The 23,570-nt window shown below is 56.8% G+C and carries 19 protein-coding genes; 18 read left to right on the forward strand and 1 reads right to left on the reverse strand.

Annotation, left to right across the window (positions count from 1 at the left end; all coding sequences use genetic code 11):
* Positions 1-475 precede the first annotated feature (475 nt).
* The 12 genes from leuA to BLT47_RS08335 all read left to right on the forward strand — a co-directional run bounded on the left by leuA (position 476) and on the right by BLT47_RS08335 (position 10,843).
* Positions 476-2,233 (forward strand): 2-isopropylmalate synthase, encoded by a 1,758-nt coding sequence (leuA, locus tag BLT47_RS08280; protein ID WP_074663725.1) that lies wholly within the window; start codon positions 476-478, stop codon positions 2,231-2,233.
* Positions 2,234-2,482: 249 nt separating this feature from the next.
* Positions 2,483-3,211 (forward strand): DNA repair protein RecO, encoded by a 729-nt coding sequence (gene recO / locus BLT47_RS08285; protein WP_074663762.1) that lies wholly within the window; start codon positions 2,483-2,485, stop codon positions 3,209-3,211.
* A gap of 56 nt (positions 3,212-3,267) precedes the next feature.
* Positions 3,268-4,098 (forward strand): polyprenyl diphosphate synthase, encoded by an 831-nt coding sequence (gene uppS / locus BLT47_RS08290; protein ID WP_065415337.1) that lies wholly within the window; start codon positions 3,268-3,270, stop codon positions 4,096-4,098.
* Positions 4,099-4,118: 20 nt separating this feature from the next.
* Positions 4,119-4,643: a YbhB/YbcL family Raf kinase inhibitor-like protein gene (locus tag BLT47_RS08295; RefSeq protein ID WP_065415336.1), complete on the forward strand. Its 525-nt coding sequence runs from the start codon at positions 4,119-4,121 to the stop codon at positions 4,641-4,643.
* Between the two features lie 45 nt (positions 4,644-4,688).
* Complete coding sequence (locus BLT47_RS08300) at positions 4,689-5,459, forward strand: hypothetical protein (protein ID WP_074663730.1); 771 nt, start codon at positions 4,689-4,691, stop codon at positions 5,457-5,459.
* Positions 5,440-6,216: a HisA/HisF-related TIM barrel protein gene (locus tag BLT47_RS08305; RefSeq protein WP_049619483.1), complete on the forward strand. Its 777-nt coding sequence runs from the start codon at positions 5,440-5,442 to the stop codon at positions 6,214-6,216. The genes BLT47_RS08300 and BLT47_RS08305 overlap by 20 nt, the downstream gene beginning before the upstream one ends.
* A gap of 370 nt (positions 6,217-6,586) precedes the next feature.
* On the forward strand, positions 6,587-7,249 hold the full coding sequence (gene infC / locus BLT47_RS08310) for a translation initiation factor IF-3 (RefSeq protein WP_074663734.1): 663 nt from the start codon (positions 6,587-6,589) through the stop codon (positions 7,247-7,249).
* A gap of 36 nt (positions 7,250-7,285) precedes the next feature.
* Positions 7,286-7,480 carry a 50S ribosomal protein L35 gene (gene rpmI / locus BLT47_RS08315; RefSeq protein ID WP_049619481.1) on the forward strand — a complete coding sequence of 65 codons (195 nt, stop codon included), beginning with the start codon at positions 7,286-7,288 and terminating at the stop codon, positions 7,478-7,480.
* 26 nt (positions 7,481-7,506) lie between these two features.
* On the forward strand, positions 7,507-7,890 hold the full coding sequence (gene rplT / locus BLT47_RS08320; RefSeq protein ID WP_049619480.1) for a 50S ribosomal protein L20: 384 nt from the start codon (positions 7,507-7,509) through the stop codon (positions 7,888-7,890).
* 821 nt (positions 7,891-8,711) lie between these two features.
* Positions 8,712-9,011, forward strand: coding sequence for a hypothetical protein (locus BLT47_RS09375; protein ID WP_074663738.1), 300 nt, complete (start codon positions 8,712-8,714; stop codon positions 9,009-9,011).
* A 32-nt stretch (positions 9,012-9,043) separates the two neighbouring features.
* Entirely contained in the window at positions 9,044-9,802 is a 759-nt protein-coding gene (locus BLT47_RS08330; RefSeq protein WP_074663766.1) for a glycerophosphodiester phosphodiesterase family protein, read from the forward strand.
* A gap of 201 nt (positions 9,803-10,003) precedes the next feature.
* Positions 10,004-10,843 carry a TrmH family RNA methyltransferase gene (locus BLT47_RS08335; protein WP_049619477.1) on the forward strand — a complete coding sequence of 280 codons (840 nt, stop codon included), beginning with the start codon at positions 10,004-10,006 and terminating at the stop codon, positions 10,841-10,843.
* Between the two features lie 375 nt (positions 10,844-11,218).
* On the opposite strand, the gene uxaC is transcribed toward BLT47_RS08335, so the two are convergent.
* Positions 11,219-12,646 (reverse strand): glucuronate isomerase, encoded by a 1,428-nt coding sequence (gene uxaC, locus BLT47_RS08340; protein ID WP_074663742.1) that lies wholly within the window; start codon positions 12,644-12,646, stop codon positions 11,219-11,221.
* Positions 12,647-13,200: 554 nt separating this feature from the next.
* On the opposite strand from uxaC, the gene BLT47_RS08345 reads away from it, so the two are divergent.
* From BLT47_RS08345 to BLT47_RS08370, 6 genes are all read left to right on the forward strand, one after another.
* Positions 13,201-14,838: an MFS transporter gene (locus BLT47_RS08345; protein WP_083330185.1), complete on the forward strand. Its 1,638-nt coding sequence runs from the start codon at positions 13,201-13,203 to the stop codon at positions 14,836-14,838.
* 302 nt (positions 14,839-15,140) lie between these two features.
* The gene (locus BLT47_RS08350; RefSeq protein ID WP_065415330.1) at positions 15,141-15,500 is read left to right on the forward strand and encodes a hypothetical protein; all 360 of its coding nucleotides are present in this window, start codon (positions 15,141-15,143) and stop codon (positions 15,498-15,500) included.
* Between the two features lie 165 nt (positions 15,501-15,665).
* On the forward strand, positions 15,666-16,850 hold the full coding sequence (pheS, locus tag BLT47_RS08355; RefSeq protein WP_074663751.1) for a phenylalanine--tRNA ligase subunit alpha: 1,185 nt from the start codon (positions 15,666-15,668) through the stop codon (positions 16,848-16,850).
* The gene (pheT, locus tag BLT47_RS08360; protein ID WP_074663755.1) at positions 16,850-19,462 is read left to right on the forward strand and encodes a phenylalanine--tRNA ligase subunit beta; all 2,613 of its coding nucleotides are present in this window, start codon (positions 16,850-16,852) and stop codon (positions 19,460-19,462) included. Before pheS ends, pheT begins: the two co-directional genes overlap by 1 nt.
* A complete protein-coding gene (locus BLT47_RS08365) occupies positions 19,462-20,352 on the forward strand; it encodes an SDR family NAD(P)-dependent oxidoreductase (protein WP_083330186.1) in 891 nt (296 codons plus the stop codon). The genes pheT and BLT47_RS08365 overlap by 1 nt, the downstream gene beginning before the upstream one ends.
* Before the next feature lie 175 nt (positions 20,353-20,527).
* Positions 20,528-23,509 carry a metallophosphoesterase gene (locus BLT47_RS08370; protein WP_143021824.1) on the forward strand — a complete coding sequence of 994 codons (2,982 nt, stop codon included), beginning with the start codon at positions 20,528-20,530 and terminating at the stop codon, positions 23,507-23,509.
* Positions 23,510-23,570 lie beyond the last annotated feature (61 nt).

Below are 23,570 nucleotides of genomic sequence, written 5' to 3' on the forward strand. Positions count from 1 at the left end.
CCAGGCCCCAGACACCTTCGAAAAACACGCGTCAGCTACACTTGACCTTGCAGCATAAACACCACCCCCATGTCCACTTTCCGGGGGTCGGGCCCAACGTTGCTTCTAGGTGTTGTTATTCAGCGTCCGTTCCTACCTGCTAAGTTATGGCCTGTTTACGGTCTCGTAAGTTATGGTCTGTTTGCGGTGCTATAGTCCACAAAATGGACGCAGCCCAGAATAATTACAAAAGTATGCCTAGGATAGGGGCATGCGTTTGGCAAGGATTGAAGGGCTGCTACTACTTCTTCGCCGTCGCGGGCTCTGAAGACTCGGCTACCCGCGGCGGCTAAAACTGTATCCCGCCGGTCGCCTGGTCCTATCGGCCCTATATGTGGGGCCCTGCCGAGGACGGGTTCGAATTAGGTAGAGCAAAAGCTCAATAGAGCAAGGCTAGGCAGAGCAAAGCTCAGTAGTAGAGCAAAGAGAAGAGAATATGAAGACATCAGGTTTTGCGAACCGTCAGCAGCCGTCCGGAATGCCGTACCAAAAGTATCGGCCGTTTTTGGAAACAAACCCGGTTTCTCTCCCGGATCGGCTGTGGCCCAATAATAGAATCACGAAAGCTCCGCGGTGGCTTTCCACTGACCTGCGCGATGGCAACCAAGCATTGCCGGATCCCATGAGCATTTCCAAGAAGCGCGCCATGTTCGATCAGCTCGTAAAAATGGGGTTCAAGGAAATCGAGATCGGTTTCCCCGCCGCTTCGGAAACCGAATGGGAATTCGTGCGCTCTCTGGCAGAAACTGATGCGGTGCCTGAAGATGTCACGGTATCCGTGCTCACGCAGTCGCGCCCGGAACTCATTCAGCGTACGATTGATTCCCTGGCCGGTTTTCCGCGTGCCACGGTACATATTTACAATGCCACTTCGCCGGTATTCCGCCGGGTCGTTTTCGGTACCGACCGGGCAGGTATTAAGAACTTGGCAATTCGCGGCACCCAGGAAGTAATGTCCTATATCGAAAAAGTAGGGGATACAGATACCGTGTGGGGTCTGGAATATTCACCCGAAATTTTCGTGGATACCGAACTGGACTACGCCCTCGAAGTATGCGAAGCGGTAATGGACGTGTGGCAGCCGGATGCGGAGCGCGAAATTATCCTGAATTTGCCGACGACGGTAGAGCGCGCCACGCCGAATGTTTATGCCGACCAAATCGAGTGGATGAGCCGAAATCTTTCCCGCCGGGAATACATTTGCCTTTCCGCGCACAACCACAATGATCGCGGCACCGGCGTAGCAACTACGGAACTGGCTATGCTGGCCGGCGCGGACCGTATCGAAGGCTGCCTATTCGGGCAGGGGGAAAGAACCGGGAATGTAGACCTGGTAAATGTGGCCATGAACTTGTACACGCAGGGGATTGATCCGCAGCTCGACTTCTCGGATATTGATGAGGTTGTGCGCGTTTCTGAATATTGCAACCAGATGGATGTACCCCCGCGCACGCCCTATGCCGGCGCGCTCGTTTACACGTCCTTCTCCGGTTCGCATCAAGATGCGATCAAGAAGGGAATGGACGATCGCCAGGCGCGGCTGGAAGCCGCTGGGGGAGATGAACTGGCAGTTCCGTGGGATTTGCCTTACCTGCCTTTGGATCCTAAGGATGTGGGCCGTACCTATGATGCGATTGTGCGGGTGAATTCCCAGTCCGGTAAGGGCGGGGTTGCCTATATTCTGAAATCCACGCGGCACATGGATCTCCCGCGCCGGATGCAAATGGAGCTCTCGCGCATTATCAAGCACTACACAGATACCGTGGGCCACGAAATTTCTGCGGAGAAAATCTGGGATATTTTCAAGGACGAATACTTGCCGGCAGATTCCCAAGGAAAACGCTGGGGTAAATACCGCCTGCGGGAGATGGAATTTGGTAATAAGCGCGGCGGCACTTCCTTCCTCAAGGCGGTTCTGGAAAAGCAAGCTGACGGCACGGAAATCACCGTGGATTCGGAAGGTAACGGCCCGATCGATGCCTTCGTGAAGGGTTTGGGCCGCATGGGTGAAGACGTCCACGTGCTCGACTACCAAGAACATGCCCTCGGCGAAGGTGGGGATGCCACCGCAGCTGCCTATGTGGAATGCGAAGTAAACGGCCAAGTTTTGTGGGGATGCGGAATTCATACTTCCACTACGCGGGCTGCTTTGAAGGCAATCATTTCTGCCGTAAACCGCGCCCACCGCAGCTAGAACCGCGCTCATAGCAGCTAGAACCGCGCGCGCCGCAGAAAACCTCGCGCGCCGCAAGTAAAACCGCACCTACGGTAACTATTGAAATAGGTAGTAGCCCGCGTGGGAATGTCGCGCCGCGATAATCCCACGCGGGCCCTTTGCGCGCGGGCCCCTTTTTCGCCGGGGTCGTTTCAGCGCGGGCCCTGTTCGCCGCGCCGGGTGACGGCTGGTGCTGGCAGTAGCGGGCAGGCATGCGATAATAGCCAGGTGAAGCTTTATCGGGATGAGGCGGTGGTTCTGCGCACGCATGACCTCGGTGAAGCTGATCGCATCATCACCCTGATCTCGCGCAACCACGGCATTATGCGCGGCGTCGCGAAAGGGGTGCGGCGTACCAAATCGCGTTTCGGGGCCCGGTTAGAACCATTTTCGCTAGTCGATATTCAAATGTATCGGGGGCGTAATCTCGATACCGTTACCGAGGTGGCGTGCCTGGTACCTTTTGGCCGAGAAATCAGCACGGATTATGAAAAATACGCGGCGGGTAGCGCCATGGCAGAAATCGTTGAGCGGCTCTGCGCCGAAGGTGAATCCGATCCGGAACAGTATTTGCTCTTCCTCGGTGCGCTTAATGTGCTCGCAAATCGGCAACACCGGCCCGGTTTGGTACTAGCTTCCTATATTTTGCGGGCTCTGGATATTGCGGGCTGGCGGCTCGCGGTGGAAAAATGCGCGGTTTGCGGGCGTCCGGAAAACCTCGTCGCCTTCAATGTACAAGCAGGTGGAATGCTGTGCCAACAGTGCGCCACTTCCGGTTCGGCCCGGCCCAGCACGGATACGGTAACCTTATTACGCGCCCTGCTGGCAGGGGATTGGCCCACCATTGACGCCGCTGCCCCCGCGGTGGAAAAAATTACCGGAAAATATGTTAAGGCCTATGCGCAATGGCATCTAGAACGCAAAATCCGTTCCCTCGATATGGTCCGTCCCGCCTAGCGCCGAACGGGTGGCAAAGTGGTCTGTTCCCAGGAGGGCAGTCTAGACTTTGACCCATGAACGACGACGCACGCGCGAACTCCGCCGGCCCGGCAACGCCTCTCCATCGGGAAGGAATCAAACCGCCGCAATTATCGAAAGTACCTCGGCACGTGGCCATAGTTATGGACGGCAACGGCCGGTGGGCGAATGCGCGCGGCCTACCCAGAACAGAAGGACACCGCGCCGGCGGAAACGCCATGATGGACGTAGTGGCCGGAGCAATCGAAATCGGGATTTCAGAACTTTCCGTATATGCCTTTTCCACCGAAAACTGGCGCCGTTCACCCACCGAAGTTTCCTTCTTGATGGGCTTTTCGCGCCAACTAATCCACGAAAACCTCGCTACCTTGCACAGCTGGAATGTGAAAGTGGAATGGGCGGGCCGGCCGCAACGGCTCTGGAGTTCCGTGCTCAAAGAGATTTTTGATGCACGGCTTCTCACCCGCGAAAATACGGGGCTCAAAGCGAATGTGTGCATCAATTACGGAGGCCGGGCAGAGATTGTAGACGTCACCCGCCAGATAGCCGCGGAAGTTCAGGCCGGGCAACTCCGGCCCGGAGATATTACTGAGAAAACTATTGCAGAACGGCTCTACGTTCCCAATATGTCCGACGTCGATCTTCTCATCCGCACCGGGGGAGAACTACGTACCTCAAACTTCCTCATGTGGGAATCTTCGTACGCGGAACTGTACTTCACGGACGTTATGTGGCCGGATTTCGGCCGGGAAGAACTCTGGCAAGCATGTGCCGATTTCGCTTCCCGCAACCGCCGTTTTGGGGGCGCAACCGATAAGGTTAGGGGCGCAACCGATAAGCTTACAAATAAGCAAGAAAAAAGATAAATAGGTCAAGGAGGAATACATTGCGTAAGAACTATGATCCCTTCGCGGGCCTGGAGGCCGGCACGGTAGATCTGCAACTCCGTTCCGCAGACTTCACCGCTGGCGGTCAGCTTCCCGAATCGGCCACCGGCGCGGGAAGCACACCCGGCGGCGCGGACCGGTGCCCGCAGCTTTCTTGGGACCCGGCGCCGGCCGGCACCGAAAGCCTCATGCTTTCCGTTTACGATCCGGACGCTCCCACCCCTTCCGGGTACTGGCACTGGTTGGTTGCCAACTTGCCCGCGGATATGACCGAACTAGAGGGCGGGACCGCAGTTGCCATGCCGGAAGGCTCGATCAGTTTGTATAACGACGGCGTGACCCGGGACTTCCAAGGCGCGGCTCCGCCAGTGGGAGATGGCCCGCATCGCTACTTCTTTGCGATCCACGCTCTGGATACGCGCTTGGATCTGGATCCGGAAACCCGCCCGGCGGTAGCCCATTTCCTGGCACGCGGGCATATTCTGGGCCGCGGTATCCTCATCGGCACCTGGGAAAACGCCTAAGCGGCTAACCGCGCGTAAGGGCAGAAAGTTAGGAAGAACCTGCATATGGCACAAAAAACCAAGAGATTTGTTGTTGTTACTCCGTTTGCCAATATAGAAGCGGTAGCGGGAGTATGCCTCTTGCACGGCCTGCAAGTGCGGGTGATTCCCACCGAATCGGGCGCGCTAATCACTCGGGACGTACCGGTGCCGGAATATGACGAATGGGATATTCGTAATATCACCGGCCCTGATCCTGAGGAAGATACCGCTAACCCCAGCGATGACGGCCCGGCCGTGGCCGCGATGCTCTCCCAGCTTTCCCCGTATGGATGCGTACTCGTAAACGTCACTTTGGTTGATGATGAGGAAGGGTACGACGCCGGAATCTCTGGCAATGTGCAGGCTCGGCGCTACCAGAACGGGAAAGCCGGGGAGGAAATCCCCTCCGGGCTGATGCTTAACGCGCTTGATCCGCAGGTAGAAAAAACCGTGCTGGGTGAAGATGATGATCCGAGGGGCACGCTCAATACTGCGGATATGACGATTGACGATCTCGATATGCTTATCAACGAAGGCGAGCGGCGGCATCGCGAAACTGCCAAAAGCCAGGCGCCCCGCGAAACCGAATCTGGCGCAGTAGCGGAAAACGAGCCGGCACCCCAGGCCAGAAGCACGCCGGATGAGCCGGCTGCCGTAGGCGAGCAGGAACCGGATTCCGCGGGAAAGCGGGAACTGGATTCCGCAGCCGGGCAGGAACCGGATTTGGCGGGTAGGCAGGAAGGGGATTCTGCCGAGGGGCCAGAAAAGGAGAACCATGAATCGGAACCCCAGTGAAAAGAACCCGGTAGCGCAGACCGCTGCCGCGGGCTTGCAACTTTTACCGGCCGTTGATGTGGAAAATGGCCAGTCAGTGCGGCTGCGCCAAGGGCAGGCCGGAAGTGAAGAGAACTATGGGGATCCGCGCCAGGCCGTGGAAGAATTTATTGCGGCCGGGGCGAACTATATTCACCTCGTGGATCTGGACGCTGCCTTCCAACGGGGCAATAATGCTGAGTTGCTGGCGCAGATTATTGGGCAGGTGCCGGTAGATATTCAGATTTCGGGTGGTATTGCTACCCGCGCGGCCCTCGATGCCGCCCTAGCTACGGGCGCACGCCGAGCCGTGATTAGCGCCGCCGCGCTAGCCGAACCTGAATGGGTGGAAGAAGCAATAGCCGAGTATGGAGACCGGATAGCGGTAGGAATTGACGTGCGCGGGGAGGAGATTATTGCCCGCGGTTCACAGGTACCGGCTGGAAATATGTGGCGCATGTTAGAACGCTTAGAAGCGGCTGGCTGTGCACGGTATGTAGTTACCGATGTAGACCGGGACGGCATGCTAACCGGCCCGGATCTGGAATTATTGCGCAAGGTTGGAAAAGCTACCCGCGGCAAAATTATTGCTTCCGGGGGAGTCCGTTCCCTCGCCGATATTGTTAGCCTGCGAGAGCTGGGCGCGTACGGCGTCGATTCAGCAATTATTGGAAAAGCGTTTTATGCGGGAAACTTTAGCTTCGCCGCTGCCCTGGAAGCAGCCGGCCCGCAAGGCTAACCGGCCCGCAGGGGTAACCGGCCTGCAAGGGTAACCGGCCCGCAAGGTTCACTATTTCGCAGGGGGTCTGCCCATTGCATTGACTTGCGGTGGGACTGCCGCCTGGATGCGGTAGACGTCACCGCAAGCTATTCGCGAAAAGAACCTCAAACTGGTAAACTATCACCCGACCGACCGGCAACCGCCGGACCGCAAGTGGAGGAATCCCACCTAGTTGCCCACCTTTTGGCGCCCGTAACTGTTTGAGCACCGAAGGGGAGAAGCCTTTGGCTTCGGGGTGGCGGGTAGAGCGGCTCATGATCGTCTGCGATCAGTGTCCTCATGGTTTCTCCGTGCGTATTTGTCATGTTGAGGATATAGAGGAACTGCAATTAACAACAAAGAACCACGTGTCAATGAGCGCATACGCGTCCCCAAGGTACGCCTTGTGGGGCCAGGCGGCGAGCAGGTAGGCGTCGTCAAAACTGAAGACGCACTGCGGGTTGCTGTTGAGGCGAATCTTGATCTCGTTGAGGTAGCGCCGAATTCGAACCCGCCCGTCGCCAAGCTTATGGACTACGGAAAGTACAAGTACGAGGCGGCGCAGAAGGAGCGTGCCGCACGGCGTAACCGCTCTAACGCCCAGGTGAAGTCGATCCGTATTGGCATGAAGATCGACCAGAACGACTACAACACCAAGAAGAATCAGGCTGAACGCTTCCTTAATAGTGGCGATAAGGTTAAATTCGATCTCCGGTTCCGCGGCCGTGAACAGTCGCGTCCGCAACTTGGTGTTGAGCTCCTGAACGGTTTGGCGGAAGAACTTTCCGAGGTTTCTACGGTTGAAGCAGCTCCGCGGGCCGAAGGGCGAAATATGTCTATGGTTTTGGCCCCGATCCGGAAGAAGACGGAAGCGAAATCCGATCAGCGGCGTCGCCGCGAAGCAGAACGCGAAAGCCGCCGTGCACACGGGGCTGAACGTGCTAAGCGGCAACAAGAAAACGCGCGGGTAAACGCCGAAGCACGCTCCAAGAAAACTGACAAAACGGACTAGAAATGGTACCGCGTAAGCGGCTTAGAAGGACTGACTATGCCTAAAAACAAAACCCATTCGGGTATGAAGAAGCGGATCCGTCGTACGGGTTCTGGCAAGCTGATGCGGGAACGGGTGAACAAGCGCCACCTTCTCGAAGTGAAGAGCTCGCGGCGTAAGCGGCGTCTCTCTAAGGACCAGCAGGTCCACCGCGCCGACGTAAAGCAAGTTCGCCGTCTCTTGGGTATCTAGAGGCTTTGAGGAAAGAGGGATTATAGATGGCACGCGTCAAGCGTTCTGTAAACGCGAAGAAGAAGCGCCGCACCGTACTCGAACGCGCCTCGGGATACCGTGGGCAGCGTTCGCGCCTTTACCGGAAGGCAAAGGAACAGGTCACGCACTCGTTTGTATACAACTACAACGACCGCAAGAAGCGGAAGAATAACTTCCGCCGTCTGTGGATTCAGCGCATTAACGCTGCGGCTCGGGCAGAAGGCATGACCTACAACCGCTTCATCCAAGGTTGCAACTTGGCTGGAATTGAAGTGGATCGCCGGCAGCTCGCGGAAATGGCTGTAAACGATCCGGAAGCTTTCAAGGCAGTTGTGGAAGCAGCTCGGGCAGCGCTTCCGGAAGACGTCAACGCTCCGAAAGTAGCCTAAAAGCTCTGAAAGTGGCCTAAAACTGCATAATTTGGCTATAAAATTTGGCTATAAAAGGTCGCGCTTAGCGCGACCGTGTAGCTTCATAGCTTTACCTGGGTGGGTGGTAGTACCGCAACGTGCTACCATCCACCCAGTTTTTCCCGTATTAGCGGCGAAATATGGTAAGCGGAATTGGGCTTCAATTTATTTAGACAGAGCTACTAACTAATGCCATAAAAACGGTGCATAGGTAAAGATGTGACCGGTTTCGAACAGGTTCGCTGGCGGTACGCGCCGAGTTCCAATCTGGCCAATGGTCAGGAAAATGGCGCACCCGGGTCATCTTGACATGAATCACACTGTGAGTGTAACATCAGACACATGATTACTACATTTACAGCACCGTTAGTGGCGCTCGCTTTCTTAGCCACACCAATGAATGGAGTCATACTCTCCGAACATCAGTCGCTCTCGCCATCTCATGACTCCTCTTGGGTACAGTACGACGTACCTGGTCATGAAATTGGCCCTGGCGATTATTACTTACCTGAAGCTTTCATGCCAATTATGGATAGCGGTGGAGGCGTGCCAAACTATCCTCGGGTATCAAGGAGGGAGGGGTGTACGAGAGCTAAAGTCGGAAAATATGCTTTCCTAATTGGCTGGAACGGGCTTGTTTGCGCCCCATTGAGTGTAGCGTCTGGACCTTTTGGCCCCGTCGTTCAGTTTGCTTGTGGGTCCGCGGTAGGGAAAGCGATCGAAGTTTTTGTTCCTTGGAATAGTGTTTGCTGAACCCTTATGGATGAACGCAGACCATATAAGTTCGACCGGAGGCTAAAGTGAAAAAGTTACTGCTTTTTCTGATACTTGAGCTCGCCGATATTGCAATAATGTTTCTCTACTCTATGGGCACGCACTCTACCCTAGGAGAGTTCATAGCTGAATGGTGGCTATCATTTCTTATTACATCTGTGGGGATTGCGTTAAGTATTTGGGTGTTTCCCGAGGTTAGTAAAAAAATACGAGCTAAGGATTCTTCCCAATGGGAAAAGGCGCAAACAAGTCTGGTGGTTTGGGGAGGATGCGCCGCGGTATTCCTCATCTTCCTCACCTGGTTGCTCTTCATAAAAAACGGCTGAGTGCGCCAATGGTGCGAGGTACGCTTACTTCTATGCCGGTAAGATTTTTTGCCCATCGGGGGCTAAGCGCGCAAGCACCCGAAAACACCATGGCTTCTTTCCGCGCGGCCCGCGTTGCGGGTTACGAGTGGATCGAAACTGATATCTCCATCACTGCCGATGGAGAGCTAGTTCTATTTCATGATGACACCTTGGATCGCACCACCAATGGGAGCGGCCCGCTAGCTACACGTACGCTCGCCGAACTCACCCAGCTAGACGCCGGCTCCTGGTTCGCTCCGGAATTTACGGGCGAACCAATTCCGCGCCTGCGGGACCTGCTTGATTTCGCCCAAGAGGCCGGTATGGGGCTCAACCTAGAGCTGAAAGTAAACCCGCGTGGGCTTAGTGGTAATGCAAACACCGTGGCAGCAGCAAAGGTCCTTGCGGAGATTGCCCCGTATGATTCCAGCCATTTGCTGATTTCTTCCTTCGACCATGACCTTTTACGGTATGTGCATAGGCTAGCCCCGCATCTCCAGCTTGGTGCCCTAGTGGAAGGGCCGTGGTGGCATAGTAATTGGCGTGAGCTTTTGGAGAGTTTGGGCGGGGCCGCCTTGCATCCGAGCAATACCGGATTGGATGGGGCGGCAATTGCCCACGTACGGGAAGAAGGGTTCGAGGTGAATGTGTGGACGGTGAATGACCAACGCCGCATGCAAGAACTCATTTTTTGGGGTGCTTCTGGCATCTTCTCTGATACTGCCTTGGTTCCGCACTATCCGCACCAGTCCACCACACTTGGAGGCTAGTAGCGGGGCCGTTTGAGTGTTAGTGGCTGGGCACTGTGGGTGCGCGCGGCCGGCATGTGCGGGTGCAAGTGGCTGGGACGTGCAGGTGGCCAATAACCGGCACCGCGGGTGTAGGTAACTGGGAAGAACGGGTGCAAATAACTGGCACGTGCGGGTGCAAGTAGCCGGAACATGTGGGAACATGTGGGAGTGGAAAAACCCATGACGAAGGCGCAGTTTGAGCGCGCCCAAAAACTTGCCCAGCCGAATTATCGGCGCCGCTACCAACGCACTTTGGTGGAAGGTCCACAGGCGGTACGCGAATTGCTGACCTGGCAAAGTACGCTGGTTCGTGACGTATACGTAGAAGAGACTTTCCTTGAACGCCACGCCGATATCGCCGCCCTGCTCAAAAGTAGCGCCGTGTACTGGCATCGCATTACCGAAGTTCAGCTACAAAAAATCTCCCGCAGCGCCCAAGGTATTGCTGCCGTTATCGATATTCCGCCGCGCGCTAGCTTGGAGGAACTTTGCGGCCAGGCGCGGCTGATCGTAATGACGCTCGCCGTGCAAGATCCGGGCAATATCGGCACGATTATTCGCACCGCCGATTTCTTCGGTGCCGACGCCGTTATCCTCGGCAAAGGTGCGGCCGATCCGTGGAATCCCAAAACGATCCGTTCCACCGCGGGTTCTATTTTCCATGTGCCAGTGCTGGCCGATGCTGATATTGCGGAAGCCGGTGCGGCCTGCAAACAGGCCGGTATGCAAGTTTTGGCCGCGGATGGGCATGGAGATTGGGACCTAACTACGTTGCTTGACAATGCGCACGAATCTCGTTTCTTGGGGACTGCACGGCCGCAACTTGATTTAGCGGCGCCCGTGGCCTGGATCTTCGGCAATGAAGCTCACGGTCTGGCCGGAACTACACCCTGCTGGGATACCACGGTGTCAATTCCGGTATATGGGAAAGCAGAATCCCTCAATGTTGCGGTTTCGGCCGCCGTCGTACTTTCGGCTACCGCGCGCCTACAACAAGCAGATCCGCAACCCTCACGATAAACCCGCGCCGCACGAAGGCTTCCGCAAAGGCTGGCGCGGCGATGCCCACGCAGGGTAAAAGCACACTGCTCGCAAATGAAACGCCCCGGAAACTGTGGCGGAAATGCATCCGTTACGTCGTTTCCGGGGCGTTCTTATGAGACTTTCGCGCGGCTTGGGCCTTAGCCGTGAGCCGAAGCCCGCGCTGTGCCCAAGCCGGTACAGCTACTGCAGCCGGTACGTTGCGGAAGCCGGCGCGCGGCCTTACCGGTGCTTACCGGTGCTTACCGGTGCTTACCGGTGCTTACCGTGCACGGCTTACCGCGTGTGCTTAGCCGCTGAGCTTGGCGCGCTAGCCGCTGAGCTCAGCGCGCTTAGCCGTTGAGCTTGGCGCGCTTAGCCGTTGAGCTTGAAGGCGCGGGTCGGGATGGTGGAGACGAGATCAGCCGCCACTTGCAGCGCTTCGTCCATGGCCAGGCGGTGTTCGGCCACCAGGCGAGCTAGATAGCCGGCATCCACGCGGCGCGCCACATCGTGACGGGCCGGGATGGAAGCGAAAGCGCGGGTATCGTCAATCATGCCCGTGGTCTTGTAGAACGTACCGTAGGGCGTTACCTGCTCGCGGTAGCGAGTGATCGCATCGGCGTAGTCAATGAACCACCACGGCGCGCCCACGTACACGGAACGGTAGTAACCGGCCAGCGGTGCCAGTTCGCGCTGGTAGACATCCTGATCAATGGTGAAGGCAATTAGCTGGAAGTTCGGGTGGTTACCGAGCTCCGTCAGCAGGGGCTGCAGGTTGCGCGTGAATTCCACCTTCATCGGGATATCGCCACCCACATCGGCACCGAGTTGGGCGAAAGCCTGCTCATCGTGGTTGCGGAACACGGCGGGGTGAATCGTCATTACCAGTCCGTCTTCGGCAGCCAAATGCGCCTGGTCATTAATCATGTGGCGGCGGAGCCGATCGCCGTCTTCCGGCGAAATCTTGCCGGCCAAAGCCTGCTGGTAGAGAGTTTCCGCTTCGTGATCGGAAAGGCGGGCCGTGCCCGGATCCTTATGCGAGTGATCAGAAGAAACCGCGCCGTGCTCCTTGAAGAACAGGCGGCGCTTGCGCATGGCCTCCAAATGCCCGGCGTAGGTAGAAACGTCTTGATCAGCAGTTTCACCCAACTTTTCCGTCAAGGCCTTAAAGGTAGGCCGGGCCGGTTCCAGATAAGCATCCGGCCGGAAGGTCGGGGTCACGCGCCCATCCCAGGTGGGATCATTGGCGAGCTTTTCATGGTAACGCAGGTCATCACAAGGATCATCGGTGGTGGCCAACATCGCCAGGTTGAAACGCTTGTACAGGGAGCGGGGGAGGAACTCTTCGGTCTTTAGAGCCTCATTGATCTGGTCATAAATCTGATCGGCAGTTTCCTCGGAGGGGCGTACCCGAATGCCAAACACGTCGTAGAACTCGGATTCAAACCAGAACTGTACTGCAGTGCCCCGGAACACCCACCAGTTCTTGCAGAAAAGACGCCACGCGGCACGGGACTTCTCCGGCGTCATTGGCGAACCTACCGGAACTCCCAGATCGGCCAGGTCTACACTGCCTACCGAGTGGAGAATCCGGTTCGTGTAGTGGTCAGGGGTGAGCAACATGCTGGTGGGATCAGCAAAAGGTTCATTATCGGCCAACCATTGCGGCGGCACATGGCCGTGCGGAGAAATAATCGGATACTTTTGCTCTTCGTTATAGAGCTCGCGTGCAATTTCACGCACCTTCGGATCCGCCGGGAAAAGACGGTCGGGATGCAATTCAAGAGGCTGCGCAGTCATAGGAATCTATCCTCCTCATAGGTCCAACGCCCGGTCGGCAGTGATCGGGACTGAACTAAGAATACCGCGTAGCGCAGGCCGCCAATCGGGATAGGGAAACGAGGATTTCCGCATGTGAAATTTCCCATGGGTAGAGCTTACTTTTGTTGTGCACTGGTATTCCCGGTGCGCGGGAGTATCGTAAGGAAGTGTGGGTTTGGCTTCACATAGCTAAATTGTTGCATCCGTAACACGGGAGTTAAGAGAAGTGAAAACAACACCTAAAGGGCGCGAGCAGGCAAAGTTTACGCACCGCAATGGACTTTGTACCCAAAGTTCTGCCGATAGTGCCGAAATAAACTATCTGTCTGAGAAATTTGGTGACGGACTGAGCAGGTAAAGGACTGAGCAAGGCCTCGCTGCACTGGTGCACTAATGCCCGCCCGGCGCGTCACATACGAGAAAGATAATGTCATGGCAAACGAAGACGTATCGCTACTGGAGGAGAAAAACGCCTCCAGCGCGAATATGACAAATATAAGAATTTGCGGGTTTACACCAAGAAACCCGTAACGATGTTCCGTTCCATTGGCTTTGGAACTGTGGACTTCATGGGCGGCGGCTGGAATACGATTATTTCCGGCCTGCTCCTGTTCTTCTTCTCCAATTATGGGGGTTTGACGGCAACCCAGGGCGGCACGATTCTGCTCGTTGCCCGCATTGTGGATGCAATCGCGGCCGTCTTTATTGGCACTATTACCGATAACTTCTATCGGACCCGGCTAGGTAAGCGGTTCGGACGCCGGCATTTCTTCTTGCTGATATCCGCCCCGCTGCTCGCGATCACCTTCCCCTTCCTATGGATGACGCAGAAGGGATTCTGGTACTACCTGGTCATCTATCTGGTGATCGAAATCCTGATCGCGCTTATCCTCATTCCTTGGGAAACTTTGCCCACCGAAATGACGGATGACTACACCGAGCGCACCAAGCTTTCCTCCACGCGCATGTTCCTTTCGGCCACCGGTACCTTTGCGGCCTTCTTCATTCCGGCCATAGTGAAGCAAACCGGAAACCCGAACGCTTACCTGATTACCGGTATCGTCCTCGGCATTCTCTATTTCCTGGGCGTTATATTTACCTACTTCACCACCTGGGAGAAGCCGCTCGATCCAGAAACGATTATCAAAATGGAATCCCAGCCGAAGTTTGGTTTCGTGGGGTCGATCAAACACACCTGGTTCGAGTTCATCTCGGTATTCAAGCTTTCTTCGTACGTCAAGCACCTCGGCGTCTATCTCTTCTCCTATACCGGTAAGGATGTTTACGCTTCGGCGCTAACCTTCTTCACGGTGTACGTGATCTTCCAGACGGAAGCGCAGGGCTTGTGGCTGCAAGCAGTTTCCATCGTTGGTTTGCCGGTAACGGTCATTGCCGGTTTCTTGATGGTACGGAAAGGGCCGCGGTTCTTGTGGTCGATGTCCTTCTCCTTCATTTTGGTGTCGTTGCTCGGCGTAGGGCTCGTGTACTTGCTCAAGCCGTCCAACCCCTTCGCGTGGATGTTGCTAACCGCGGTTGTGTATCAGGCCGGGCGCGCGCTCCTCGAGTTCACCCCGTGGAACGTGTATCCGTTTATGCCCGACGTCGATTACGTGATGACTCGGGAACACCGGGCCGGTATTTACGCTTCCGTCATGACCTTCTTCCGTAAGCTCACTGGCGCGCTGGGCACCTGGATCGTCGGTTTTATCATGGACCACACCGGGTACATAAAACCGCTGGAAGCTAAGGACGCAGCGGCCGCCGGTTTCGGCCAGAAGCTCGCGGGCACTGCCGATAAGTACGCGAATGTGGATTGGGAAGGCTACGCCCAACAGCTAGGCCATACCCCGCTCACTCACGTAAACGGCTTCGAGCCGTGCGCGATGACGGCGGATAAGTGCGAGGTAGTGCAGTCCGCGCCGGCTATGCACGGTATCGCTTTCGTGACTATTATCTTGCCGGCAATCCTGATTATCTGCGCCTGGATCATTTCCCGGTTCGTCTACCTCAACAAGGAAACGCACGATATTCTCATGGCCGAAACCAAGCGGCTGGAAGAGGGCGGCTCCAAGGAAGACGTCACTTCGGAAACGAAGAAGGTACTGGAAGATCTCACCGGGCATCGTTACGAAACTCTGTGGCCGGAAGTACCGCTCTACGCACGCTCCTAGCAAGCTAGGCACTTATGCATTTTTGCCTGGCTGGGATATGGCGGGCCGGGATATGTGCCGCCGAGCTTGCGGCAAAGTGCATACGGCCAAAAAAGAATTGCAGGATAGGTAAGTAAACCCCGGCGCGGCAGTTTTTACTAGCCGTGCCGGGGCTCGCGCAGGTGTATAGCCGTGCCGGGGCTCGCGCAGGTGTATAGCCGTGCCGGGGCTCGCGCAGGTGTATAGCCGTGCCGGGGCTCGCGCAGGCGTATAGCTGCCGCGGGAGGCGGGCAGGGCCGGAGAGAGAAAGAACAGGGGAAAATATGGATCGCGGCTTTCTTTACTTTGCGATTGCCTTCGGCATTATTTTGGTGCTGTGGGCTTTCTACCTGTGGCGCGATTTCTATTCATCAAAATCGAAGCGCCGGGGTTTGAGCTTAGAAGATAAAGCCGCGGCGCTGGTAATGGGGGAAAACGAGGGCGCGCAAGCCGGGATTTTGGAGATCCGCAAACGTCATCCGGAACTCACCGTCAATGATTGTAAAGTGCTCTACTACCGCCTCCTGGAAGAAGAAGCCCGCGCCAAGTATCGCGTCAAAAATGCCAAGCCCGGAACCGGGGTTTCAGGCCGTTCTAATGCGGAGTTGCAAAAAGAAAAACAGGCGCGCGAGCACTTGGAATAGACCCTCACGAGCCGCGCTGCGCGTGGCGCTCACACGTGCACGCATGGCAGCGCCGCGCGGGCTTTGCTGACGCCTATTGCGAAAGGTGGCTCACATGAACCGGCCGCGCACTAGCTAGGCGAATTGACTAGAATCTTTGTGGTTAAGCGACGAAGGAAGGCACGTATGTCGGAAACACTTAGCCCGCTCGATGAAGCTGGAGTGGCCGCAGCGGTAGCAGCGGCTCAGGCTGCATTCGCGGCGGCGCGCACCCCAGAAGAATTGAAAGCGGCGCGGTTAGCACATAGCGGCGATGCGGCCCCGATTACCAAAGCTAATCAGCAAATCCGCAATCTTGATAAGGCTGATAAGCCGGTGGCAGGTAAGCTCGTGGGGCAGGCGCGAAAAACTATCCAGGAGGCCCTCGCACAGGCCGATGCCCGGGTAGAAGCAGCTGCCGAAGCTGCGCAATTAGCGGAAGAAAGCGTGGACGTCACTTTACCCACGCGGCGCGGCCCGGTAGGGGCACGCCATCCGCTCACCGTCCTGGAAGAAGATATTTGCGATTTCTTCGTCTCCATGGGCTGGCAGATCGCTGAGGGCCCGGAAGTCGAACACGAGTGGTTCAACTTCGATTCCTTAAACTTTGGTCCCGACCATCCGGCCCGCCAAATGCAAGATTCCTTCTATGTGGACGGCGTGGTAAATAGCCAGCTGGCCGGCGTCGGCTCGGCAAACGAAACAGCGGCAGGTACCAGCACGGAACCGGCGCGCGCCGAGGCAGCAGCTAGCGCTGCGACTGATACACCAGCCAGCGCCCCGGCAGCGGTAGCGCAACCGGGGCTAATGTTGCGCACCCACACTTCGCCCGTGCAGTCGCACTCTTTGCTCCGTTACGGGGCTCCGCTTTATATTGCCTGCCCGGGGAAGGTGTTCCGCACGGATGCTTTGGACGCCACTCACACCCCGGTGTTCCACCAGATTGAGGGGCTTGCCGTTGATCGCGGGCTCACCATGGCAGATTTGAAGGGCACGCTGGATCATTTCGCCCGGTCGATGTTCGGGCCGGAAGCACACACCCGGTTGCGGCCCAGCTTCTTCCCCTTCACCGAACCGAGCGCGGAAATGGACCTGTGGTTCCCGCAAAAGAAGGACGGGCCGGGATGGATCGAATGGGGCGGTTGCGGAATGGTAAACCCGGAAGTGCTCCGCAATAACGGCATCGATCCGGATGAATTTACCGGGTTCGCGTTCGGCATGGGTATTGAGCGCACGCTCATGCTGCGCCATTCGATTGCGGATATGCGCGATATGGTCGAAGGTGATGTGCGCTTCTCGCTACAGTTCGGAACCACCGGGAGGGGAAACTAATGCCGCTTATTCCAATTGATTGGCTCGGCCAACACGTAGAACTTCCGGCGGACCTAACCGCCGCACAATTGGCGCGCGACCTCGTAAAAGTAGGTTTGGAAGAAGAAGAGATCCACCCCGGGCCGGTACAGGGCCCGGTAGTGGTGGGCAAAGTTTTGAGCCGGGAAGCCAAAAAACAGTCCAACGGCAAGGTGATCAACTATTGCCGCGTGGATGTTGGCGCCCATAATGACGCGCCGGGAGAAGGAAAAGAACCGGCCGATGTGGCTTCTCGCGGGATTATTTGCGGAGCCCATAATTTTGAGGTAGGGGACTACGTTGTAGTTTCTTTGCCCGGTGCCGTGCTTCCCGGAGATTTCCAAATCAGTGCCCGGAAAACCTACGGGCATATTTCGGATGGCATGATCTGTTCCTTCCAGGAACTGGGTTTGGAAGGCGACAGCTCCGGCATTATTGTGCTGGCCGGCCCTTCGGAAACCGAAAAGATTGCCCAGCTCCCAGCCGTGGGGGAGGACGTGCTCGGCTACCTCGGGATCCCCGGGGAAACCTTGGAGATAAACGTTACGCCTGATCGCGGCTACTGTTTCTCGATGCGCGGGGTGGCACGCGAATACCACCATTCCACGGGCGCGGCTTTCCGCGATCCGGGGTTGCCAGCTAATCTGCCCGCACCTTTGCCGCCCGTTGATAATGCAAAAGCCTTCCCGGTGGAGCAAGACGACCAGGCACCGATCCACGGTGTGAAAGGATGCGAACGGTACGTGGCGCGGATTGTGCGCGGGGTAGACCCGGCCGCACCTTCCCCGAAGTGGATGCGAGACCGGCTCACCGAAGCAGGCATGCGGCCGATTTCTTTGGCGGTAGATGCCACGAATTACGTAATGCTTGATCTTGGCCAGCCCATGCACGCTTATGACCTCGATAAACTCACCGCGCCGATCGTAGTGCGGCGAGCTACACCGAGTGAAAAGCTCGTCACTTTGGATGAGGTGACCCGCACTCTCGATCCGGAAGATCTGCTGATTACCGATTCGGAAGGTGGCCGCGGCGCCCGCGCAATTGGCCTGGCTGGCGTAATGGGCGGGGAAAGCACCGAAATTTCGGATTCCACGCGCAATATTTTGCTGGAGGCCGGGGTATTCGAATCGGTCACGATTTCGCGGACTGCGCGCCGCCATCGCCTCCATTCGGAAGCTTCCAAGCGTTTCGAACGCGGGATCGACGCCGCGGTGGCCGCCGTAGCCATGCAAAAAGTAGTGGACATACTGGTCGAATACGGTGGGGGAACTGCCGATCCGGTGGTCGGCGATTATGGTTCCGTACAGCCCATGGCCGCTTACCGGTTCCCGGTGGCGGAAGTGGCGCGCCTGCTCGGTTTGGAAATCCCGGTTTCTCGGGTGCGTGAGCTCCTCGAAGATATTGGGTGCGCGGTGGTAGATATTTCCGACGACGCCGCAGCCGCGGGCGATCCATCCCGCGCCGTCCTCGAAGTAACCCCGCCAACGTGGCGCCATGATCTCACCGGCCCGGCACATTTCGTGGAAGAAGTAGCCCGGCTCGTAGGCTATGACGAAATTCCAAGCCGGGTGCCGCAAGCCCCGGCCGGAAGCGGGCTAACTGCCCGGCAGCGCCAACGCCGCGATATTTCCCGGACCTTGGCGGAAGCCGGCTGGGTACAAGTATTGAGCTACCCCTTCGTAGGCGAAGCGACTTTTGATAAGGAAGGCTTGCCAGCTACGGATTCGCGCCGTACGGCTTTGCGGTTGCAAAATCCTTTACAAGAAGAAAAGCCGCTACTACGCACTTCGATCCTTGATTCCTTACTGGATACCGCCGCGTTGAATGTGCGGCGTGGCAACCCGGTAGTGGCAATCTTTGAAACCGGGCATGTGGTACACCCCGCAGGAATTACCCCGGCCCCGATTCCGCAGGCAGGTAAGCGGCCCAGCGAATCCGAAATAGCGGCCCTACATGCGGCAATTCCTTCCCAGCCGCATAACGTGGCCGGGATTGCGTGCGGGCAAGTGACCGAAAACCAAGCTGGGTTCACAGCGGTGACCTGGGATTGGCGAGATGCGATTGATGCCGCCCGGCGAGTGATCGGCCTGAGCAGCGAAGTTGAAGTGCGGGCCGCCGAGCGCGCACCCTGGCACCCGGGCCGCTGCGCGCAACTCTTGGTTGCCGGCAAACCGGTGGGCTATGCCGGGGAACTAGCTCCGGCAGTATGCCGTGCTTTCGATTTGCCGAAACGTTCGGTTGCCTTTGAAATCGATACCGATGCGGTATTCGAAAACGCCGGTACGGAAACTCGGGAAATCCTTCCGGTACTTACCTATCCCGCGGCGAAGGAAGACCTCGCCTTTATTGTGGATAATGAAGTACGGGCCGCGGATGTGGAAGCTTGCATCCGCCAGGCGGCCGGTGCTCTCCTGGAAGACCTGCGGCTTTTCGATGTATATACCGGCGACCAAATCCCCGAGGGTAAGAAATCGCTGGCATACGCGTTGCGTTTCCGGGCAGACCACACTTTGAAAGCCGATGAAGTGGCAGCCCTACGGAAGAAGGTAGTGAAGGCTATGGCCAAGAAGTTCAAAGCGGAGTTGCGTGCCTAATGGCTCATGATCAAGATTATGTGCGTGAAAGTACCGGCCATCACCGTCTTTCCGCTAACATGCTGAAGAACGATTCAGCTTCGAAACCGGAAAACAAGGCTAGGGTGCTCGGCCCGGCCCAAACGGTACTTATTACCGGAGCTTCCCGGGGAATTGGGCGTTCCCTCGCCGTAGGCTTGGCTCAGCCTGGGCGAACCTTGATCCTAGTGGCTTCGAAGGTGTCTCGTTTGAACGGCACCGCGGGCGAATGCGAAGTCAAGGGGAGCGATGTTATTACCATCGGCTGTGATTTCGCGAAAGAAAAATCGGTCCGGGAAATGCTTTCTATCCTCCGCTCCACACACGAGATCGACATGATCATTAACTGTGCGGGTGTTTTCGGGGAAGAAAAAGTGCCGTGGGAGGCCAGCCCGGAAGATTTTGACCGCACCATGCAAGTCAACCTCTCCGTTCCCTTCCGAATTCAGCACGCGCTCGTACCGGCCATGTTGGAACGCGGTGGCGGGCGGATCCTCGATCTTTCCAGCGGGGCCGCAGTAGTTGATAACCCGCTTGCCCCGGCCTACTACGTTTCCAAAACGGCTTTGTTCCGTTTGGCGGGTGCCTTACACGAAGCTGGATATGAGCGTGGCTTGCGGGTGCTATCTTTGGCACCCGGAGTGGTACAGACCGATATGACGGCCGGGATCAAAGCCCATGCGGACCGCTCGGACTGGACGCCGGTGGAGCTTTCTGTGGAAATCACGCGGGCCTTTGCGGATGGCAAACTTGATGCCCTTTCTGGCAAACAGGTACGTGCTGGTACCGATAGCCTGGAAGACCTCTTGCGCCGCGCTGCGGCGGGTAGCCCAGCAGAAAGCAAACGACTCCGCCTCACCGGGTGGGAATAGAGGACTACCAAAAGAGCATAATCTAAAGAATCGGCCGCAGAGCAATCTGCGGCCGATTCTTTACCCAATCGCAACCCGCATTTGCGCTGGTGTTTACGCATCTTTTTTAGCCTGAACACGCCATGATGCCCTGAGTGTTCCGTAACCGGACCAGGGAAAATGAGAAGGAGTGTTCATGCGCATAGCTAAGAAAATATGTGCTGCTCTGGCTGCTGCCACTATCGCTGTACCAGTGGGTGCAACGGCAGCCTTTGCCGCACCGGAACAGAGTGGGGAAACCACGGCTGGCGGGGAAGCCGGCGTCGTTGCTGAAAACACGGGCGGGGATACTCAGCAAGCTGGCGAAGCCAGCACTGGAAACGGTACCTCGCGTTTCGCGATGGCGATCTTGCCGGATACGCAATTCTATTCGCGGTATACGGCCGAAACTTCGGACGGTGACGTTTACACCCCGCTCTACAATTCGCGCCCATACGAAACCCAAACCCAGTGGATCGCGGATAATGCCGCTGAATATGGCATCGAATTCACGATGCACCTGGGCGATATTGTGGACCGGGTGCATAAGCCCGGCGAATGGGAAGTCGCTTCGCACGCGATGGCAATTTTGGAGGACGCCCGCCAGCCTTATTCGATTTTGGCAGGCAACCATGATGTGGGGCGCACCGCCGAAGAAGAAGGCCTGGCAAGCGAATATTCGACCTATACGCACTGGTTCTCACCGGAACGCGCGGCATACAACTCTACTTTTGTGGAACGTGATCCGCAGACCGGCGCCCACGAAGCACATCTGGTAGACGTTGCGGGCACACAGTTCCTGGTCCTGAACTTCTCTTGGGAAGCCGATGATACGGCCATAGCCTGGGGCCAGAAGGTGCTAGATGAACACCCGGGCGTGCCCACGATTCTCAATTCGCACCAGCTCATCAATGTTGGTTCGGATGGTAACACGGCTATTCCCACGGCTTTCGGCGAAAAACTGTGGGAGAAACTGATTCGCAAGAATGACCAAATCTTCCTTACTTTCAACGGGCATCACCATGGTGCCACGAAGTGGGAGCGTACTAACGACGCCGGACATCCCGTCTACCAAGTGCTAATGGACTACCAGATGGCCTATATGGGCGGGAATGGTTACATGGGGCTCGTGGAATTCGACCTGGATGCCGGGAAGATTACGCAAACCTCCTTCTCACCTTGGGTAATGCAAAAGCCGCAGGACACTTTGAGCGGTGAAGATATTGCGAAGCTAACCGGGGAAAATCAGACCTTCACGATCGATTTTAATTTCCGGGAACGCTTCCCCGAGCTGAAGATTGGCACGGAACCTACGGTTACGCCTTCGGGTACCGAAAAGCTCAACACGTGGCTGGCAACCTATGAAGAACCGGAGCAAACCTCTTTGGTAGCACCGCAGAATGCCGAGGATTTCCCGCACGTAGCAACAACCTCCGCGCATTGGCGCCCGGAAATGGTGGACGGCAAGCTCCAGTTCACCGATATTTCGGGTAACGGCAATGATATGGCCTATCACGATAACATTCTGGGTGGGACGGCCGAGTTGCAGACCGGAGAGAAGGCTTCCCATGCCTATTCGGCAGCGGAAAACTCGGTGCTGTTCACGCCGGCAACGCGCGAGATTTTCGACTATTTCGAAACCGCGGCAAATGCGCCGATTAATAAAGAAGAGTTCCGCGATGGTTACACGGTAGAAGCCGTGTTCGCGCTTTCTCCTGGATCGGTGAACGAAACGCAGACGATTTTGAATCGGCACGTGGATGCACTGCAAGAAAATGATGGTTCGGCGCGGCTCTCTATTTCTAATCTGAATGAGGTGCAGTGGAAGTCGGCCGGTGCGGATGATGTTGAAGGCTGGTCGAACTGGTCTGGAGAGATCTTCAAGGACAATAATTTCTACCACGTAGCTGCGGTAAATGACCCAGCCGATAATTCCGTCAAGGTGTACGTGAACGGCAACTTGATTCTGCGTAACCGCACCGGAGCAAACCACAACGGCATTTCAACCGGGTATCCGACCAAGGGCGTAGCTCCCTGGCGAATCGGTGGGGGCCAGAACCTTGATGGTACCGATCGGCACGGCTTCTGGGGCGCTGTCTCCGAGATCCGGGTAGTGGCCGAACCGCTTGACTCTTCCCAGTGGCTCACCGCGCGCGCCGAAACCGCGGCTGCGGAAACCACGGAAGAATCTGGGGCTACACAAGAAGAAGTAACGACGACGGAAACCGGCGTTGAAGGTACCGAGGCCGGAGCTGAAGACGCAGGCCAGACTGGTGCTGAGGGTACCGAGACCGGAACAGAGACCGGTGCTGAAGATGCCGGCACGCAAACTGACCAAGAAGCAGGCACGACGCAGGAAGAGGGCGAAAAGTCTAAGGGCGAAGAAACCTCTACCGGCGAAAAGTCCGACGAAAGCAAGTCTGATGAAAAGAAGGACGGCGAAAAGTCGGGCGCTGATAAGCAGACCGACGCCGGCCAGACGGGCGCTGAAGGTACCGAGACCGGAACAGAGACCGGTGCTGAAGGTGCCGACAAACCTGCCGTTGAAAAGCCGGTTGGTGTGTGGGCGGTTGGTAAAGATGCTCGTGGTGTGTTGTATGTGAATGCGTGGGATCAGGGTAAGGCTGATCGTACGGTTAACTATGGCAACCCGAACGATGAAATCATCTTTGGTGACTGGGATGGTGACGGCATCGATACGCCTATGGTGCGCCGGGGCAACCTCTTCCTAGGCACGAATGGGTTTAGTGGTGTTGCCCAGTTCGAGTTTGCCTACGGTAACGCCGGGGATGAAGTCCTGGTAGGGGACTGGAACGGTGATGGTAAAGACACCATTGCCGTAGTTCGCGGCAACCAAGTGTTCGTCCGTAACTCGCTGACCACTGGCGTAGCCGATGAGGTTTATGCCTACGGCAACCCGGCCGATACCCTTATTGCGGGGGATTGGAACGGGGACGGCAAGGATACCTTGGCCGCTGTGCGTGGAAATATCTTCTACGTGCAAAGCAAGCTGGAAGATACCAAGGCTGCGTTCGAGTTTGCTTATGGTAATGCTGGTGACCGCGTGATTGTTGGTGACTGGAACGGTACGGGTAAGGACGGGGTTGGACCTGACCCCCTGTTGGTGGACATAGGCTAGCCCCGGCGTTCAGCCGGAGAAAGGTAGTCTTCTACCATGTCCCGTAAAACATATTCCGCGC

Origin of the sequence: Actinobaculum suis, from assembly GCF_900102025.1 — a bacterium.
Lineage (GTDB): Bacteria > Actinomycetota > Actinomycetes > Actinomycetales > Actinomycetaceae > Actinobaculum > Actinobaculum suis.